Annotated in this window: 16 protein-coding genes; 4 read left to right on the plus strand and 12 right to left on the minus strand. The window is 72.9% G+C overall.

Annotated features, from left to right (window positions below; translation table 11 throughout):
* Positions 1-98 precede the first annotated feature (98 nt).
* From EKG83_RS33580 to EKG83_RS33595, 4 genes are all read right to left on the minus strand, one after another.
* Entirely contained in the window at positions 99-1,475 is a 1,377-nt protein-coding gene (locus EKG83_RS33580; protein WP_033432920.1) for a GH1 family beta-glucosidase, read from the minus strand.
* 162 nt (positions 1,476-1,637) lie between these two features.
* Entirely contained in the window at positions 1,638-2,519 is an 882-nt protein-coding gene (locus EKG83_RS33585; RefSeq protein ID WP_033432921.1) for a carbohydrate ABC transporter permease, read from the minus strand.
* Positions 2,520-2,534: 15 nt separating this feature from the next.
* Positions 2,535-3,494 (minus strand): carbohydrate ABC transporter permease, encoded by a 960-nt coding sequence (locus EKG83_RS33590; RefSeq protein WP_051766350.1) that lies wholly within the window; start codon positions 3,492-3,494, stop codon positions 2,535-2,537.
* A complete protein-coding gene (locus EKG83_RS33595; RefSeq protein ID WP_033432922.1) occupies positions 3,494-4,738 on the minus strand; it encodes an ABC transporter substrate-binding protein in 1,245 nt (414 codons plus the stop codon). Before EKG83_RS33595 ends, EKG83_RS33590 begins: the two co-directional genes overlap by 1 nt.
* A gap of 258 nt (positions 4,739-4,996) precedes the next feature.
* Between EKG83_RS33595 and EKG83_RS33600 the strand changes: the two genes are divergently transcribed.
* Positions 4,997-6,031: a LacI family DNA-binding transcriptional regulator gene (locus tag EKG83_RS33600; protein ID WP_033432923.1), complete on the plus strand. Its 1,035-nt coding sequence runs from the start codon at positions 4,997-4,999 to the stop codon at positions 6,029-6,031.
* A gap of 115 nt (positions 6,032-6,146) precedes the next feature.
* Here EKG83_RS33600 and EKG83_RS48620 read toward each other — a convergent pair whose 3' ends face one another.
* The 5 genes from EKG83_RS48620 to EKG83_RS33625 all read right to left on the minus strand — a co-directional run bounded on the left by EKG83_RS48620 (position 6,147) and on the right by EKG83_RS33625 (position 9,807).
* Positions 6,147-6,650, minus strand: coding sequence for a hypothetical protein (locus tag EKG83_RS48620; RefSeq protein ID WP_051766351.1), 504 nt, complete (start codon positions 6,648-6,650; stop codon positions 6,147-6,149).
* Between the two features lie 39 nt (positions 6,651-6,689).
* Positions 6,690-8,468: an aa3-type cytochrome oxidase subunit I gene (gene ctaD, locus EKG83_RS33610; protein WP_153278628.1), complete on the minus strand. Its 1,779-nt coding sequence runs from the start codon at positions 8,466-8,468 to the stop codon at positions 6,690-6,692.
* 47 nt (positions 8,469-8,515) lie between these two features.
* Positions 8,516-8,680: a hypothetical protein gene (locus EKG83_RS33615; protein ID WP_153278629.1), complete on the minus strand. Its 165-nt coding sequence runs from the start codon at positions 8,678-8,680 to the stop codon at positions 8,516-8,518.
* Between the two features lie 76 nt (positions 8,681-8,756).
* Positions 8,757-8,975 carry a hypothetical protein gene (locus tag EKG83_RS33620; RefSeq protein ID WP_153278630.1) on the minus strand — a complete coding sequence of 73 codons (219 nt, stop codon included), beginning with the start codon at positions 8,973-8,975 and terminating at the stop codon, positions 8,757-8,759.
* 115 nt (positions 8,976-9,090) lie between these two features.
* On the minus strand, positions 9,091-9,807 hold the full coding sequence (locus EKG83_RS33625; RefSeq protein WP_033432925.1) for an AfsR/SARP family transcriptional regulator: 717 nt from the start codon (positions 9,805-9,807) through the stop codon (positions 9,091-9,093).
* 200 nt (positions 9,808-10,007) lie between these two features.
* Between EKG83_RS33625 and EKG83_RS33630 the strand changes: the two genes are divergently transcribed.
* The 3 genes from EKG83_RS33630 (at position 10,008) to EKG83_RS33640 (ending at position 13,502) form a co-directional block, all read left to right on the plus strand.
* Positions 10,008-10,868 carry a manganese catalase family protein gene (locus EKG83_RS33630; protein ID WP_033432926.1) on the plus strand — a complete coding sequence of 287 codons (861 nt, stop codon included), beginning with the start codon at positions 10,008-10,010 and terminating at the stop codon, positions 10,866-10,868.
* 133 nt (positions 10,869-11,001) lie between these two features.
* Complete coding sequence (locus tag EKG83_RS33635; RefSeq protein ID WP_033432927.1) at positions 11,002-12,228, plus strand: Nramp family divalent metal transporter; 1,227 nt, start codon at positions 11,002-11,004, stop codon at positions 12,226-12,228.
* Positions 12,229-12,278: 50 nt separating this feature from the next.
* A complete protein-coding gene (locus EKG83_RS33640) occupies positions 12,279-13,502 on the plus strand; it encodes an MFS transporter (RefSeq protein ID WP_051766353.1) in 1,224 nt (407 codons plus the stop codon).
* Here EKG83_RS33640 and EKG83_RS33645 read toward each other — a convergent pair.
* The 3 genes from EKG83_RS33645 to EKG83_RS33655 form a co-directional block, all read right to left on the minus strand.
* Complete coding sequence (locus EKG83_RS33645; RefSeq protein WP_033432928.1) at positions 13,492-14,301, minus strand: MBL fold metallo-hydrolase; 810 nt, start codon at positions 14,299-14,301, stop codon at positions 13,492-13,494. The two genes, EKG83_RS33640 and EKG83_RS33645, sit on opposite strands and share 11 nt — an antisense overlap.
* 190 nt (positions 14,302-14,491) lie before the next feature.
* Positions 14,492-15,139, minus strand: coding sequence for a hypothetical protein (locus EKG83_RS33650; RefSeq protein ID WP_153278631.1), 648 nt, complete (start codon positions 15,137-15,139; stop codon positions 14,492-14,494).
* The gene (locus EKG83_RS33655; RefSeq protein WP_170191888.1) at positions 15,136-15,687 is read right to left on the minus strand and encodes an RNA polymerase sigma factor; all 552 of its coding nucleotides are present in this window, start codon (positions 15,685-15,687) and stop codon (positions 15,136-15,138) included. Before EKG83_RS33655 ends, EKG83_RS33650 begins: the two co-directional genes overlap by 4 nt.
* Positions 15,688-16,013: the final 326 nt, after the last annotated feature.

The following is a 16,013-nucleotide window of genomic DNA, read 5'->3' on the forward strand; positions in this document are numbered from 1 at the left end:
CACGCTACGACCGCCACCGCCCCCGGTCCACCGATCGCGACGAGCCGGACGCCGTCGCCGCGCGGGACGCGCCTCCCGCGCGACGACGGCCCGCGGGGTCACCGCGCGACGCGCCCCGAACGGGTGCGCTGCCCGGCGACCAGGTCCCGGTACCAGTGGAAGCTCGCCCGCGGCGTGCGGACCAGCGTCTCGTAGTCCACGTGCACCAGCCCGAACCGGGGCTTGTACCCGTGCGCCCACTCGAAGTTGTCCAGGAACGACCACACGAAGTACCCCCGCAGGTCGACCCCGGCCTCCATCGCGTCCCGCGCCGCCGCCAGGTGCCGGCTCACGAACTCGACCCGCTCGTGGTCGTCGAACCCGGGCCGGTCGGGGTAGACGCACCCGTTCTCGGTCACGTACACCGGCGGCAGGTCCGGGTAGCGCTCCTTGAGCCCCACCAGCGTCTCGGTCAGCCCCTCCGGCTCGACCGGCCACCCCATCGCCGTGCGCGGCACGTCGGGCAGGCGGCTGGTGTCGATGCCGATGTCGATCGACGTGCGGGTCGCCGGGTCCGGGTCGCGGTGCGGCGCGTCGGCCACGTGCTGGCGGTAGTAGTAGTTGATGCCCACGTAGTCCAGCGGCTGCGAGATCACCCCCAGGTCGCCCTCCAGCCGGAACGAGGCGTCGGTGACCCCGGCGAAGGTCTCCGCGTAGTCCTCCGGGTAGCGGGTGGCGAACAGCGGGTCGGTGAACTGGCGCCGCAGCAGCAGGTCGTGCCTGCGGGCCGCCGCCACGTCCGCGGGCGACGAGGTCACCGGCACCGACGGCGACTGGTTGAGCACGATGCCGAACTGGTGGTCCGGCCGCCGGGACCGCATCTCCCGCACGGCCAGGCCGTGCGCCACCAGCAGGTGGTGCGCGGCGGCCAGCGAGCCGTGGCCCTCGCGCGCGCCGGGCGCGTGCCTGCCCTCGCCGTAGCCGACGATCGAGGACACGTACGGCTCGTTGAACGTGGTCCACTTCGACACCAGGTCGCCCAGCGCCTCCTGCACCACCAGGGCGTAGTCGACGAACCGCAGCGCGGTGTCGCGCACCCGCCACCCGCCGCGCTCCTCCAGGGCCTGCGGCAGGTCCCAGTGGTACAGGGTGAGGAACGGCTCGATGCCGCGCCCCAGCAGCTCCTCGCACAGCCTGCGGTAGAAGTCCAGGCCGCGCTGCTCCACCCGGCCCTCGCCGGTGGGCAGCACCCGCGGCCAGGCCACCGAGAACCGGTAGGCGTCCACGCCCAGCTCGCCGAGCAGCGCGACGTCCTCGGGCATCCGGTGGTAGTGGTCGCACGCCACCGCGCCGGTGTCGCCGCCCGCGACCGCGCCGGGCACCGCGCCGAACGCGTCCCAGATGGACGGTCCTCTCCCGTCGGCGTCGACGGCGCCCTCGATCTGGTACGACGACGTGGCGACGCCCCAGCGGAACCCTTCGGGGAAGTCGGTCATCTGAAAACTCCTATTGCGGATGTGACGGGCGTTCGGACGGCAGCGGACCGGCGGTGCGCCGGGCACGGGGAGGCGGGCGGTCACCCGCGGGGGGACGGGGACCGGGCGCGGACCCGGCTCCGACCCCGGCCCGCGGGCCGGGGTCGGAGCCGGGCGGGGCGCTCACCCCTTCAACGCCCCCTGCATGATCCCGCCGACGATCTGGCGGCCGAACAGGATGAACACCGCGAGCACCGGCAGGGTGCCGATCGTCGCCGCGGTGAGCACGAGGGTGTAGTCGGTGGTGTAGCCGCTGGCCAGGGTCGACAGCGCGGTCTGCACGGTCGGGTTCTCCGGGGTCAGCACCACCAGGGGCCAGAAGAAGTCGTTCCACGCCTGCATGAACGTGAACAGGCCCAGCACGGCGGCGGCCGGGCGCGCCGCGGGCAGCACGACGTGCCAGTACAGCCGGATCGAGCTGCACCCGTCCACGCGCCCGGCCTCCAGCAGCTCGTCGGGCACGGCCCGCTCGAAGTACTGGCGCATGAAGAACACGCCGAACGCGGTGACCAGGCCGGGCACGATGACCGCGTGGATCTCGCCCGCCCAGCCGAAGTCGCTCATCATCATGTAGAGCGGGATGACGCCCAGCTCCGTCGGCACGGCCTGGGTGGCCACGACCAGGAGCATGAGCGCGGACCGGCCGCGGAAGCGCAGCTTGGCGAAGGCGAACCCGGCGAGGGTGGAGAAGAACACCACCGACACCGTGATCGTCCCCGACACCACCACCGAGTTCCACATGGCCAGGGCGAAGTCCGACTCGTCGAACACCCGCGCCAGGTTGTCGAACAGGTGGCCGCCGGGCACCAGCACCGGCGGCACGCTGTCGACCTTGTCCGGTGTCTGCGAGGACACCACGAGGGACCAGTACACCGGGAACGCCGACCCGGCGAGCACCGCGATCAGCGCCGCGTAGGTCCACGGTCCGGGCAGCCGCACCGCCCGCTTGCGCCGCCCGCGGGGCGGGGTGGCGGCGGGCGCCGGCCGTTCGAGCACGCTGGTCATGGTCGGGCAGCCCTCTCAGTCGGTCCGGATGCGGCGCGCGGCCAGGTAGCTCAGGCCCGTGATCAGCACGGTCGCGATCAGCAGCAGCCAGGCGATGGCCGAGGCGTAGCCGAAGTCGAACTTGCCGAAGCCCTGCTCGTACAGGTACAGCGCGGCGGTCTGGAACTGGCGGTCCGAACCACCGGTCGACGCGGCCGTGCCGGGGTTGAACAGCAGCGGCTCGGCCAGCAGCCGCATGTTGCCCGCGGTGGCGATCACCGTGGAGAAGATGATCTGCGGGCGCAGCATCGGCACGGTGATGCGCCAGAACTGCTGCCAGGAGTTGGCGCCGTCGAGCCGCGCCGCCTCGTACACGCTGCTCGGGATGGCCTGCATCGAGGCCAGGAAGATCAGCGCGTGGTAGCCGGTCCAGCGCCACACCACCATCGCGGCGATGGCGGTGTGCGAGCTGGCGGTGCCCGCCTGCCAGTCGACCCGGCCCGCGTCGAACAGCTCCAGCACCCAGTTGACCAGGCCGAAGTCCCGGCCGAACAGCTGGGCGAAGATGATCGTCACCGCCGCCACCGAGGTGATGTTCGGCAGCAGCACGCCCATCCGGAAGAACGTCCGGCCGCGCAGCCGCCGGTTGAGCAGCTGCGCGATGCCGAGCGCGAACAGGATCTGCGGGACCGTGGTGAGCAGCCACAGGCTGAGCGTGTTGCCCATCGCGTTCCAGAAGTACGGGTCCGCGGTGAGCAGGCGGACGTAGTTGTCCACCCCGATGAACGTCGCCGCGTCACCGTCGAGCAGGTTCCGGTCCTGCAGCGACACCCACGCGGTGTAGAGCAGGGGGAACAGGCCGAACACGGAGAACAGCAGGAAGTACGGCGCGATGTAGGCGTACGGCGCGTACCGGGTGTCCCACCGGTGGCGGAGGTCCCGCCAGGTCGGCTTGGCCCGCGCCGCACGCTCCACCACCAGCCCGGTCGGCTCCATCAGCCTTCGAGCTTCTTCACGTCGGCGACGAACTGGTCCCAGGACTCCTGCGCGCCCTGCTTGCCCTGCTCGACGCGCTGCATGGCGTTGCCCAGCTCGGTCTGCACGTCACCGGCCTTCGGGCCCTGGTACTGCGGCTTGAGGGCGCGTGCCGCGGCGGTGAACACCGCGCCGACCGGGGCGTTGTTGAAGAACGGGTCCTGGTAGCGGCCCACGGACTCCTCGCTGAGCGCCTTCTTGGTCGAGGGCAGCAGGTTGTTCGAGGCGAACACCCTGGCCTGCTGCTCGGGCGCGGTCAGCCAGGCGGCCAGCTCGACGGCCTTGTCGGTGTTCTTGCCCTGCTTGGGCACGGTCAGGTACGAGCCGCCCCAGTTGCCGCCGCCGCCGGGCACGGCCGCGAGGTCCCACTTGCCCGCGGTCTCCGGCGCCTGGTCCTTGATCTTGGCCATCTGCCAGGCGGGGCAGATCACGGTGGCGAACTGGCCCTGCTTGAAGCCGGTGTTCCACGGCGGCGTGCTGTAGAGCAGGCCCGCGGACAGGCCGTCGGCCACGCCCTGCGCGACCAGGTCCCAGCCCTTCTTGATGTCCGGGTTGTCCCCGACGACGATCTTGTCCTCGCGGTTGTAGTACCCGGTGGGCGCCTGGCCGACGATCGCGTTGAGCAGCGACGGGCCGCCGTCGAACCACTTGGTGCCCGCGGGCGCCTTGGCCTGGAACTCCCGGCCCTTGGCCATGAAGGACTCCCAGTCCGGCCACAGCGCGGAGACGGCGTCGCGGTCGGCGGGCAGGCCGGCGGCCTCCAGCAGGTCGCGGCGGTAGCAGATGGCCAGGCCGCCGATGTCGGTGCCGTAGCCGATCTGCTTGCCGTCCTTGGACAGCGACGCCTCCCACTTCCACTCCAGCCAGCGGTCCTTCAGGCTGTCGCCCAGCTCGACGAACCGGTCCGGGGTGGCCTTGAACTGGTTGATGTAGCCGGAGTCGACGGCCTCGATGTCCGCGGCGCCGTTGTTGGTGGCCAGGTGGGCGGCGAGGTTCTTGTGGTGGTCGGAGTAGGAGGCGGTCCGGTCGGTGATGTCGATGTCCGGGTGGGCCTTCTCGTACTCCTCGAACAGCTGCTGGTAGCCGAAGTTGCCGAACAGGCCGACGGCGATCCTGGTCTTGCCGTCGCCCGCGCCACCGCCGCAGGCCGTGAGCAGGGAGGCGGCGAGCAGGCCGACACCGATGGCGGTCCCGGTTCGTCTCATGTGGCGGTTCCCTTTCCATTTTCGGGCACGCCGGAGCCGCGTAGGGTCGGCCCGTGGGTTTCCGGCGAATAGCGACCCGGGTCCTCGACCCCGGTCGATGTGGTCTACATGACAGCCCCGGACGACGACACCGTCAAGTAACGAACCGATAACCTCATCGTTTCAGGCATCCGACGTTTGTGCAGGTGATACGGTGTCCAAGCTGGTCAGGGACCGCTCTCGAAACCTCTGTAACCGGTTACAAAGAAGGGGCTGGAGATGACCACGATCCGTGAGATCGCCCAGCTGTGCGGAGTGTCCGTCGCCACCGTTTCGCGCGTTTTCAACCAACCGCTCACGGTGAGCAGGGAAAAGCGCGAGGTGGTCGAGCGGGTGGCCCGCGAGCTGGACTACCGGCCCAACGAGTCGGCGCGTGCCCTGGCCACCAAGCGCTCCGGCCTGATCGGCCTGGTGTGGGACACCGACCACCGGCGGCCCGGCTGGCGGCACCCCTACCTCCAGGAGCTGCTGATCGGGCTGAAGTCGGCGCTCAGCGCGCACGGCTACCACCTGCTGATGCTGGCCACCAGCGGCTCGGCCGCGCTGCGGGCGGTCGGCGCGTCCCTGGCCGACCCGGTGGCCTACGTCAACATGACCCGCCGGCACCACCTGGGCGGGCTGGTGCTCATCGACAGCGGCTCCGACGCGCCCGCGTTCACCGCGTTCGCCCAGTCCGGCCTGCCCTGCGTGGCCGTGGACGTGGCCGTCGACGGGCCGCGCGCCACCTACGTGACCTCGGACAACGCCCAGGGCGCGCAGCAGGCCGTGCGGCACCTGGTGGCCGCCGGGCACCGCCGCATCGCCACCATCACCGGGCCCCGGCAGAACCTGCCCGCGGTGGACCGGCTGACCGGGTTCCGCGCCGCCATGGCCGAGGCGGGGCTGCCGGTGCCGGACGAGTACGTCGTGGAGGGTGACTTCTACCGGCCCAGCGGGCAGGCCGCCATGCGGTCGCTGATCGCCCTGCCCGAGCCGCCGACGGCGGTGTTCTGCGCCGGTGACGAGATGGCGGTGGGCGCGCTGCTGGCCGCCCGCCACGCCGGGTTGCGGGTGCCGGAGGAGGTGGCCGTGGTGGGGTTCGACGACATCGAGCTGGCCGCGCTGGTCGACCCGCCGCTGACGACGTTGGCGCAGGACAAGGCGGGGATCGGGGTGGCGGCGGCGCGCGCGGTGCTGACCATGGTGCACGGGGGCGCCACGCCGGCGCCGGCGTTCCTGCCGACCAGGCTGGTGGTGCGCTCGTCCAGCCGCTGACCCGGGCCGCCGTGCCCACCCCGCCGCACGACGAGGCCGCGCCGTTCCGCCACGGGTGGTGGCGGAACGGCGCGGCCCGGGACCCCGGTCGTCAGGACCGGCGGCTCGCGGCCGGTCAGGGCCGGTTGTTGTCCGGCATCCGCCCTTCCGGGTCGTCGAGCAGCCGCTCGTCGGCACCGCCGAAGTGCGGCGGCCCCGCCTCGTCGGCGGCCTGGCCGCGGCGCTCGGCCTCCGCCAGCGCCTCGTCGGCGCCACCGGGCGTCAGGTCGGTCACGTCGTCCAGGCCGACCACGCCCTCCTCCCGGGCGATCGAGTCCTCCTCCAGCGGGTCGGGCTCGCGGGTCTCCGCGGTGACGTCGGGCGCCTCCTCGCCCAGCCGCTCGTCCAGGGGCCGCGGGGTGCGCAGCTCGCGCGGGGTGGTCCCGTACTTGTCCGCGCCGCTCCAGTGCTCCGGCGGGTCCATCCCCGCCTCCAGGGGGTCCTGCCTGAGCCGGTCCTCGTCGAGGTCCTCGGCGCTGTTCAAGGCCGCCGGGTCCGTCTCCACCGAGTCGGGCGAGCCGGTGTCGTGCGGCGGCGTGTACGAGTCCTGCGTGTACTCGTCCTGCTCGTTCGAGGTCATGGGCCCGTGTACCCGTTCCGCCCGGTCCAATCACCTGGGTCACCCGTCGTGCTCGGTGTCCCGGTCCGTTGGCGCGAGCACCTTGTCGGTGATCTTGTCCACACCGGTGTCGTCCTGGTCGCGGTTGCGCATCGAGTAGTGCGACTCGGCCCGCATGCGCTCGACCATGTGCGGGTAGTGCAGCTCGAACGCGGGTCGCTCGGAGCGGATGCGGGGCAGCTCGGTGAAGTTGTGCCGCGGCGGCGGGCAGGAGGTCGCCCATTCGAGCGAGTTGCCGTAGCCCCACGGGTCGTCCGCGCCGGCCGGGTCGCCGAAGCGGTAGCTGCGGAAGACGTTCCACACGAACGGCAGCACCGACGCGCCCAGCACGAACGCCCCGATCGTGGAGATGGTGTTGAGGGTGGTGAACTGGTCCGAGGGCAGGTAGTCGGCGTAGCGGCGCGGGAAGCCCTGGTTGCCCAGCCAGTGCTGCACCAGGAACGTGCCGTGGAAGCCCAGGAACGTGGCCCAGAAGTGCAGCTTGCCCAGCGGCTCGTTCATCATCCGGCCGGTCCACTTGGGAAACCAGAAGTAGATGCCCGCGTAGGTGGCGAACACGATGGTGCCGAACAGGACGTAGTGGAAGTGGGCCACCACGAAGTAGGTGTCGTGCACGTGGAAGTCCAGCGGCGGCGAGGCCAGGATGATGCCGGTCAGGCCGCCGAGCAGGAACGTCACCAGGAACCCGATGGCGAACAGCATCGGCGTCTCGAAGGTGAGCCTGCCCTTCCACATCGTGCCGATCCAGTTGAAGAACTTGATGCCGGTGGGCACGGCGATCAGGAACGTGGTCAGCGAGAAGAACGGCAGCAGCACCGCGCCGGTGGCGAACATGTGGTGCGCCCACACGACCACCGACAGCGCGGCGATCGCGATGGTGGCGAAGATCAGCCCCTTGAAGCCGAACAGGGGTTTTCGGCTGAACACCGGGAAGATCTCGCTGACGATGCCGAAGAACGGCAGGGCCACGATGTAGACCTCGGGGTGGCCGAAGAACCAGAACAGGTGCTGGTAGAGGATCGTCCCGCCGTTGGCCGGGTCGAACACGTGCGCGCCCAGGTGCCGGTCGGCCAGCAGGCCGAGCAGCGCGGCGGTCAGGATCGGGAACGCGATGATCACCAGCAGCGAGGTGATGAAGATGTTCCAGGTGAAGATGGGCATCCGGAACATCGTCATGCCGGGCGCCCGCAGGCACATCACCGTGGTGATCATGTTGACCGCGCCCAGGATCGTGCCCAGGCCGCTGACCACCAGGCCGGAGATCCACAGGTCGGCGCCCGCGCCCGGGCTGTGCGGCGCGGAGGACAGCGGCGTGTAGGCGGTCCACCCGAAGTCCGCCGCGCCCGCCGGGGTGAGCAGGGCGCCCAGCACGGTCAGGCCGCCGAACAGGAACAGCCAGTAGGAGAAGGCGTTCAGGCGCGGGAACGCCACGTCCGGCGAGCCGATCTGGAGCGGCAGGATGAAGTTGGCGAACCCGAACACCACCGGGGTGGCGTAGAGCAGCAGCATGATCGTGCCGTGCATGGTGAACAGCTGGTTGTACTGCTCGTTGGACAGGAACTGCAGGCCGGGGCGCGCCAGCTCGCCCCGGATGAGCAGCGCCATCAGCCCGCCGGCCAGGAAGAAGCCGAACGCCGTCGTCAGGTACATCAGGCCGATCAGCTTGTGGTCGGTGGTGCGGAACAGCCGCAGCAGCGCCGACCCCAGCGAGGCCCGGCGGGCGGCCGTGATCGGCAGGACCGGCGTGCGCTCGGGCGTCTCGGGCTTGAGCGTCGTCATGGTGGGACACCCGTTCCTCGGGGCGGTGCGGTCGGGGGGCGGTGCGGTCAGACCGGTCGGGGGTCGTCCGAGCCGTCGTCGGGGCCGTTCTCGGGGGTGTCGCTGGGTGCGCGCCGGGACAGCTCGCGCTCGGTGTCGGTCAGCGGCGCGTCGGCGCCCTCCTCGGCCGCACCGCGCTCGACGTCCTCGTTGTCGCGCTGGGGTTCGGTCATGGCGCTCCTCCTCGTCCGGCAGTGGGCCGTGAGTTGCCGCTCCGGGGGCGGTCAAACTCACTGGTTCGGGTGAGGCTCACCCGACGAACAACAGCCCGGCGCCGGTCGCGGCCAGCAGGCAGCTCGCCGCGAGCAGCCAGGGACCCGCCCGCAGCCAGGCCGCGATCCGCCGGGCGTCGCGCACCCGGTGCGGCTCGGTCGCGGACAGCCGGCAGGCCAGGGCGAACAGGCCGAAGCCCGCCAGCCACAGCAGCCCGGTGCACGCGAGCACGGCACCCAGCACCGCCCCGGTCACCGGGCACCGCCGCTCGGTCGACACCCGACCCGGCCGCCAGCCACCCCCACAGCGTGCGCCCCCTCGGGCCGGACCACCACTCGAACCGCCGGCACCACCCGGACCACCACCGCCCTCACCGCTTCTCCAGCAGCGGGCGCACCAGCCGGTGGATCTCCGGCGACGGCTCCAGGCCCAGCTCGCTGCGCAACCGCACCCGGTAGGCGGTGTACTGCCGCAGGGCCTGCGCCGGGTTCCCCTCGGCCAGGTGCAGCTCCACCAGCGTCCGGTGGGCGCTCTCCCGCAGCGGGTCGCTCCGCACCGCCGCCTGCGCCGCCTGGTGCGCGCGGTGCCGGTCCCCCGCGCACCGGAACCGCTCGCCGAGCACCTCCAGCGCCCGCAGCCGCGCCTCGCGCCACCACTCCTGCTCGGCCGACAGCCACGGGTGGTCCCACCCCGGCAGCAGGTCGGCGTTGAGCAGCGCCACCGCCCGCGCGTCGGGCACCCGCCCGGCCACCGCGACGGAGTCCGCGAGCCGGCAGGCGTGCCGGAAGTCCACCTCCACCCCGGCCCCGAGGCGCAGGGTGTCGTCGGCCGTCTCGACCAGGGGCGCGCCGGGCACGGCCAGCCGCCACAGGGTGGATCTCAGGCACGCCGCCGCCCGGCGCGCGGTCGCCTCCGGCCACAGCACCGCGGCCACCACGGCGCGGCTGACCGGGGTCTCGCGCAGCGCCAGCAGCGCCAGCAGCTTGCGGGCGCCGGGCAGGACGTGCACGCGCGTCCGGTCGTGGTCGAGGCCGAAGCCGTCGAGCAGGTGGATGGTGGTCCGGGGTTCCACGCGGGGCTCGCTCATCGGGCAGGACCCATCTGCTTCGGATGTGGTGTGGAGCCGTGGGTGCCCGCGAATCGCGGTGGCACACCACCCGCAACGATTTTTTCGCCCTCCTGACCAGGAGCGGTGCCGCGGCGGTGACGCGCCGGTGTCGCGGCGGGGCGTTCGCCGTCACACCCCGTGCCTAGCGTGCCGGGCATTGACCCGATCGAGGAGGCGGGATGTTCCTGCACACCAGCAAGCTTCAGTTCGAGGCCAAGCCCTCCAAGCCGGACGCGCTCTACGCCCGCAAGCTCCAGGAGCTGATCGGCGGCGCGTACGGCGAGATGACCGTGACCATGCAGTACCTGTTCCAGGGCTGGAACTGCCGGATCGAGGGCAAGTACAAGGACCTGATCATGGACGTGGCCACCGAGGAGATCGGCCACGTCGAGATGTTGGCGACGATGGTGGCCCGCCTGCTGGAGGGCGCGCCGTCGGAGGTCACCGCCGAGGCCGTGGCGGACCCGGTGGTGGCGGCCGTGGTCGGCGGCATGGACGTCCAGCAGGCCATCGTGAGCGGCGGCGGGCCCACGCTGTCCGACAGCAACGGCGTGCCGTGGAACGGCCGCTTCATCGTCGCCAGCGGCAACCTCATGGCCGACTTCCGCGCCAACGTCGCCGCCGAGGCCCAGGGCAGGCTCCAGACCGCGCGCCTGTACAACATGACCGACGACCCGGGCGTGCGGGACATGCTGAAGTTCAACCTGGCCCGCGACACCGCGCACCAGAACATGTGGCTCGCCGCCATCGAGGAGCTGCAGGAGGACGGCCTGGAGGGGCCGGTCAGCCCGAGCGCGCTGTTCGACGAGGAGCACCAGGAGCACGCGGGCACCATCTGGCACAACTCCGACGGCACGGCCGGGCCCGAGGGCCGCTGGGCGTCCGGGCCCACGCCCGACGGCGCGCACGAGTTCTCCTACCTGATGGACCCGGCGCCGCTGGGCGGCAAGGCGTCCGCGCCCGCGCCCGACCCGCTGCTGTACGCGACCAGCCCGGCCAACCTCGGGCTGATCGAGAAGGCGATCCGCAAGCTCACCTGAGCGGTTCCCCTTGACCCGCGGTCACCCGATCGGGTGACCGCGGGCCCGTGCCCGAGGACTTACCGCGGGCCCGTGCCCGACGACTTCACGCGGGCCCGTGCCCGACGACTTCACGTGCCGAGAGGGAGTGGGAATGGTCAGCACCTCGTTGCGGGCGCCGGTGGCGCGACTGCGCTCGACGGCCGCGGGGATGGGCCCGGCGTTCGTGGTGGCGGTGGCCTACGTCGACCCGGGCAACTTCGCCACCAACATGGCCGGCGGCGCCGCGCACGGCTACCTGCTGCTGTGGGTGATCGTCGGCGCGAGCGCGATGGCGATGTTCATCCAGTACCAGTCGGCCAAGCTCGGCGTGGTCACCGGGCGCAACCTGCCCGAGCTGTGCCGGGAGCACTACCCGCGGCCGGTGACCGGGCTGCTGTGGGTGCAGGCGGAGCTGGTGGCGATGGCCACCGACCTGGCCGAGTTCGTGGGCGCCGCGGTGGCGCTGAACCTGCTGTTCGGCGTGCCGCTGCTGCCCGCCGCGCTGATCACCGCGGTGGTGTCGGCGGGCATCCTGGCGCTGGCGCCGCTGCGCAGGCGGCGGTTCGAGTCGGTCATCGCCGGGCTGCTGGCCGTGGTGCTCGGCGGGTTCCTCTACCAGGCGCTGCGGCTCGGCCCGCCGACCGGCGCGGTGGCCGGCCTGGTGCCGGGCTTCGCCGGGGAGGACAGCGTGCTGCTGGCCACCGGGATGCTCGGCGCGACCGTCATGCCGCACGTCATCTACCTGCACTCCGCGCTCACCCAGCACCACCGCGCCACCGACCCGGCGGTGCGCGGGCAGCGGCTGCGGTCCACCCGCGCGGACATCCTCGTCGCGCTCGGCGTGGCCGGGGTGGTCAACGCGAGCATGCTGGTGGTGGCCGCGGGCGCGTTCCACGGCACCGGCTCGGCGCACGAGTCGCTGGAGGAGGTGCACCACGGCCTGGGCGCCCTGCTGGGCCCCGGCGCGGCGCTGGCGTTCGCGCTGGCGCTGCTGGCCTCGGGCCTGGCCGCGTCCAGCGTGGGCACCTACTCCGGGCAGGTCGTCATGGAGGGCTTCCTGCGCCGCCGCATCCCGCTGGCGCTGCGCAGGCTGCTCACCATGGCGCCCGCCCTGGCGGTGCTCGCCCTGGGCGTGGACCCCACGCGGGCGCTCGTGCTCAGCCAGGTGGTGCTGTCGTTCGGCATCCCGTTCGCCCTGGTGCCCCTGGTGCTGCTGGGCAGGCGGGCCGACGTGATGGGCACCGCGGTCAACCGGCGCGCCGCCACGGCCTTCGGCGCGGCGGGCGCGGTGGTCATCTCGGCCCTGAACCTGTTCCTGCTGGTCCGCGTCCTCGGCTGAGCGGTCGTTTATCGGGTGATCCGGTCGTCGGGATCGGTCATGATCAGCCCATGGGGGAAGCACCGTTCGCACCGCTGCGCGAGAAGCCGTTCCGGATCTACTTCACCGGGCGCCTGGTCTCCACGCTCGGCACCGCCGTCGCGCCCGTCGCGCTGGCGTTCGCCGTGCTGGACACCTCCGGTTCGGCCACCGCGCTCGGCCTGGTGCTCGCCGCGGGCGTGGTGCCGCAACTGCTGTTCCTGCTGGTCGGCGGCGTGGTGGCGGACCGGCTGCCGCGCGGGCGGGTGCTGGTGCTCGGCAACGCGGTGTCCGGGCTGGCGCAGGCCGGCACGGCGGTCGCGCTGCTCACCGGCCACGCGCCGCTGTGGGTCCTGGTCGCGCTGCACGCCGTGGTCGGCACGGCGAGCGCGTTCCTGGGGCCGGCGGCCCAGGGGATCGTGCCGCAGGTCGTGGCGGCCGAGCACCTGCACGGGGCCAACGCGCTGCTGCGCGTCTCGGCCAGCACGGTGCACGTGCTCGGCCCCGCCGCCGGCGGGTTCGCCGTGGCGCTGGTCGGCCCGGCGTGGGCCATCGCCTGGGACGCGCTGACCTACCTCGCCGCGGCGGCCGTGCTCGCCGCGCTGCGGGTGCCGATGCCGCCGAAGCGGCTGGCGAACCTCCTCGCCGACCTGCGCGAGGGCTGGTCGGAGTTCTTCTCGCGCACCTGGCTGTGGGCGATCGTGGTGCAGTACTCGCTGGTCAACGCGGTCTGGGTGGGCGGGTTCACCCTGCTCGGGCCGGTCGTGGCCGACCGCGAGCTGGGCGGCGCGGTGAGCTGGGGCCTGATCGGCGCGGGCCTGGCGGTCGGGCTGGTCGCGGGCGGCCTGCTGGCCGTGTGGTGGCGCCCCCGCCGCCCGCTGCTGGCGGCGACGCTCGTCACGCTGCTGGAGGTGGTGCCGCTGCTCGCCCTGGCCGGGACGGACTCGGTCGCCCTGCTCGCCGCCGCGGCGGCGGTCGCCGGGGTGGGCACCGAGGTGTTCACGGTGTGCTGGAGCACCGCGCTGCAACGGCACGTGCCCAGCGACCGGCTCAGCCGCGTGACCTCCTACGACATGCTGTTCAGCTACGTGTTCATGCCGCTGGGCTACCTGCTGGCCGGTCCGGTGGCCGAACGCGCCGGCACCGCGCCGACGCTGCTCGCGGGCGCCGCCGTCACCGCGACCGCGACGCTGGCCGTGCTGCTCTCCCGCGACGTCCGCACGATGCGCGACACCCCGGTCGCCGTCACCGGCTGAGCTGCCGGGACAGGGCGACCGTGCCACCGCGCTCGACCCGGGTCACGGTGACGGGCGGCCGCCGCCGGTCGACCTCGCCCAGGAAGTCCGACAGCGGCGACTTCATCACCGTGTAGTCGTCGTAGTGCACCGGCACCACCTGCCGCGGTCGCAGCAGTTCGAGCAGGTCGACGCCCTGGGCGCCGTCCATGGTCAGCAGCACGCCGAGGGCCCTCGTGCCACCCAGGTGCACCACGGCCACGTCGATCGACGGGTAGCGCTCGCGGACCTCGCGCAGGTCGTCGTGCACCAGCGTGTCACCGCTGAGGTAGATCCGCAGCGGCTCGGCGCCCGGCTCGGAGCGGTACTCGACCATGCTGCCCATCACCGGCGGCAGCAGCCGGGCCAGCGGGCCGGGGGCGTGGGTGCCGGGCAGCGAGGTGACGGTGACGCTCGCCCCGCCCTTGGTCAGGGTCAGGTCGGTCCACGTGGGCAGGGCCACGGTCTCCCGGAACCCGCGCCGCCCCAGGTGCCGGGCCGCCTGCGTGGTGGTCAGGACCGGCAGGTCGCGGTTCAGCTCGCGGACCGCGACCCGGTCGAAGTGGTCGCCGTGCATGTGCGACAGCAGGACCGCGTCCAGCGGCGGCAGCTCGTCGATGCGCAGCGCGGGGTCCTTCAGGCGGCGGGACACCAGGCCGTTGCCCAGGTAGGTCCACTGGCCGCGGCGGATGAAGTTGGGGTCCGTCAGCAGGGTGAACGGGCCCAGCTTCAGGATGGTCGTGGCGTTGCCGACGAACCGGAGGGAGTTCTGCTCGTCCATTGCGGCGGGGTAACCGGGCGGGGCGGGTTCAACCGCCCGCCGGCGCCCCGCCGTCGATCCGGGATTCCCCGGGCGTGTCACCGTCCGCCGGGCCCGCAGGCGGCGCGGTGGTCGTCCGTCCCGCCACCGGACGCCGGGGTGGCGTCCGGCGGCGGCTCGGCGCCCCGGTGCCGGGGGGCGCGAGGCGGGATCAGCGGTCGCCCTCCCGGGCGGTGCCGCCCTCAAACGTTCCCGACCGGACCTGGTCGTCCGACCGCGGGTCCGCCGGGTCGACCGGGGGCGGCACCGGCATGCTCACGCACTCCGGCGCGCTCCCCGTGATCAACGCGGCGCCCAGGGAGAGGTTGGTGGGCGACTGCTCCGCCGCCAGCAGCAGCGTGTCGCCCTCGGGGATGTCGTCGGCGTCGAACGTCATCGAGCCGGCGGGGAGGCCCTCGTCGTTCCGCACCGACGAGCTGATCCCGGTGCCCTGGCCGGCGGTGTCGACCGGCAGGTCGGCCAGGCTGACGCACCCGTCGCGCACCGGGACCGCGACCGCTCGCACCCCCAGCCGGCGCAGTTCCTCGTTCGCGCCGGTCACGCCGGTGATGTCGGTGATCGACACCGTCACCGCGCCGTCGGCGCCCCTGGTGACCGCGTAGGCGGCGGGTGCCCCGCCGGTGAGCAGCGCACCGGTCACCGCGGTCACCCCCACCACGCCCAGCGCGGCGCCGCCGACGCCCAGCGCGCGGCCGACCCCGCGCCGCCCGGTCGCCGCGCGGTCCGGCACGGCGTCCAACGCGGCCCCGTGGCTGCGCATCAGGTCGTCGAAGAGCTGGTCCTCGAACTTCGCCATCATCGTTCCACCCCTGTCGTCTTCCGCAGTTTCGCCCGGGCCCGGAACAGTCGGACGCGCACGGCGCCCGCCGAGGCACCCAGGGCCTCGGCGGCTTCCTTCGGGCTGAGGCCGGCGAGATCCACCAGCTCCACGACCTCGCGGTCGAGCCGGGGCAGTTCGGCCAGCCTGGCGAGCAGCGCGCCCCCCGCCCGCTCCGCGTCGATCCGATCGACCAGGTCCTCCACCGCGTCGGCGTCGAGCACCCGCTGCCCGGCGACGCGCCGCGCGCTGTCACTGCGCTGGCTGTGCGCCTCGCAGTACCCGGCGAACACCCGCCGCGCGATGCCGATCAACCAGGGCCGGGCGCTGCCCCGGACCGGGTCGAAGCCGGCGAACGAGGTGATCGCCCGGACGAAGGTGTCCGCGGTCAGGTCGGCCACGGCCTGCGGGTCCGAGCTGCGCCGCGCGAAGTAGGCGGTGACCATGCCGACGTGCGCCCGGTAGACCTTCTCGAACTCGGCCGCGGCGCCCGTTCGCTCTCGCGGCGGGGGGTGCTGGAGTGGCTCCACGTGGTGTGCCACCGCGTCTGCCATTGTCTCGCTCACACCACATGGTTGCCGGGATCCCGCCATCCCGTTACGCGGCGTCGGCCGCGCACCCGGCGGCGGGCACAGCGGCACCGGCCACCGGTCGGGCGCTCAGCTTGTCTTTTCAGGTCCCGGGTGGTGACGCGCCGGCCGGGTTGCCGCTGCCCCGCGCCGCGGACGGTCGTCCGGTGCTCGCGGTGGACGTCTCGCCGTGGTCGCGCCCGGACGGCGCGACCGATCCGGAGATCCTGGTGGTGCTCGACGCCGGCTACGACGCGCCCCGCACCGCCTACGGCGGGGTGAACAAA

The organism is Saccharothrix syringae, from assembly GCF_009498035.1.
Taxonomy (GTDB): domain Bacteria; phylum Actinomycetota; class Actinomycetes; order Mycobacteriales; family Pseudonocardiaceae; genus Actinosynnema; species Actinosynnema syringae.

What these genes read in the sequence shown, in the direction of transcription:
- EKG83_RS33580 (WP_033432920.1), bottom strand. Translation starts at nt 1,475, where the DNA reads ATGACCGACTTCCCCGAAGGGTTCCGCTGGGGCGTCGCCACGTCGTCG.
- EKG83_RS33585 (WP_033432921.1), bottom strand. Translation starts at nt 2,519, where the DNA reads ATGACCAGCGTGCTCGAACGGCCGGCGCCCGCCGCCACCCCGCCCCGC.
- EKG83_RS33590 (WP_051766350.1), bottom strand. Translation starts at nt 3,494, where the DNA reads ATGGAGCCGACCGGGCTGGTGGTGGAGCGTGCGGCGCGGGCCAAGCCG.
- EKG83_RS33595 (WP_033432922.1), bottom strand. Translation starts at nt 4,738, where the DNA reads ATGAGACGAACCGGGACCGCCATCGGTGTCGGCCTGCTCGCCGCCTCC.
- EKG83_RS33600 (WP_033432923.1), top strand. Translation starts at nt 4,997, where the DNA reads ATGACCACGATCCGTGAGATCGCCCAGCTGTGCGGAGTGTCCGTCGCC.
- EKG83_RS48620 (WP_051766351.1), bottom strand. Translation starts at nt 6,650, where the DNA reads ATGACCTCGAACGAGCAGGACGAGTACACGCAGGACTCGTACACGCCG.
- ctaD (WP_153278628.1), bottom strand. Translation starts at nt 8,468, where the DNA reads ATGACGACGCTCAAGCCCGAGACGCCCGAGCGCACGCCGGTCCTGCCG.
- EKG83_RS33615 (WP_153278629.1), bottom strand. Translation starts at nt 8,680, where the DNA reads ATGACCGAACCCCAGCGCGACAACGAGGACGTCGAGCGCGGTGCGGCC.
- EKG83_RS33625 (WP_033432925.1), bottom strand. Translation starts at nt 9,807, where the DNA reads ATGAGCGAGCCCCGCGTGGAACCCCGGACCACCATCCACCTGCTCGAC.
- EKG83_RS33630 (WP_033432926.1), top strand. Translation starts at nt 10,008, where the DNA reads ATGTTCCTGCACACCAGCAAGCTTCAGTTCGAGGCCAAGCCCTCCAAG.
- EKG83_RS33635 (WP_033432927.1), top strand. Translation starts at nt 11,002, where the DNA reads ATGGTCAGCACCTCGTTGCGGGCGCCGGTGGCGCGACTGCGCTCGACG.
- EKG83_RS33640 (WP_051766353.1), top strand. Translation starts at nt 12,279, where the DNA reads ATGGGGGAAGCACCGTTCGCACCGCTGCGCGAGAAGCCGTTCCGGATC.
- EKG83_RS33645 (WP_033432928.1), bottom strand. Translation starts at nt 14,301, where the DNA reads ATGGACGAGCAGAACTCCCTCCGGTTCGTCGGCAACGCCACGACCATC.
- EKG83_RS33650 (WP_153278631.1), bottom strand. Translation starts at nt 15,139, where the DNA reads ATGATGGCGAAGTTCGAGGACCAGCTCTTCGACGACCTGATGCGCAGC.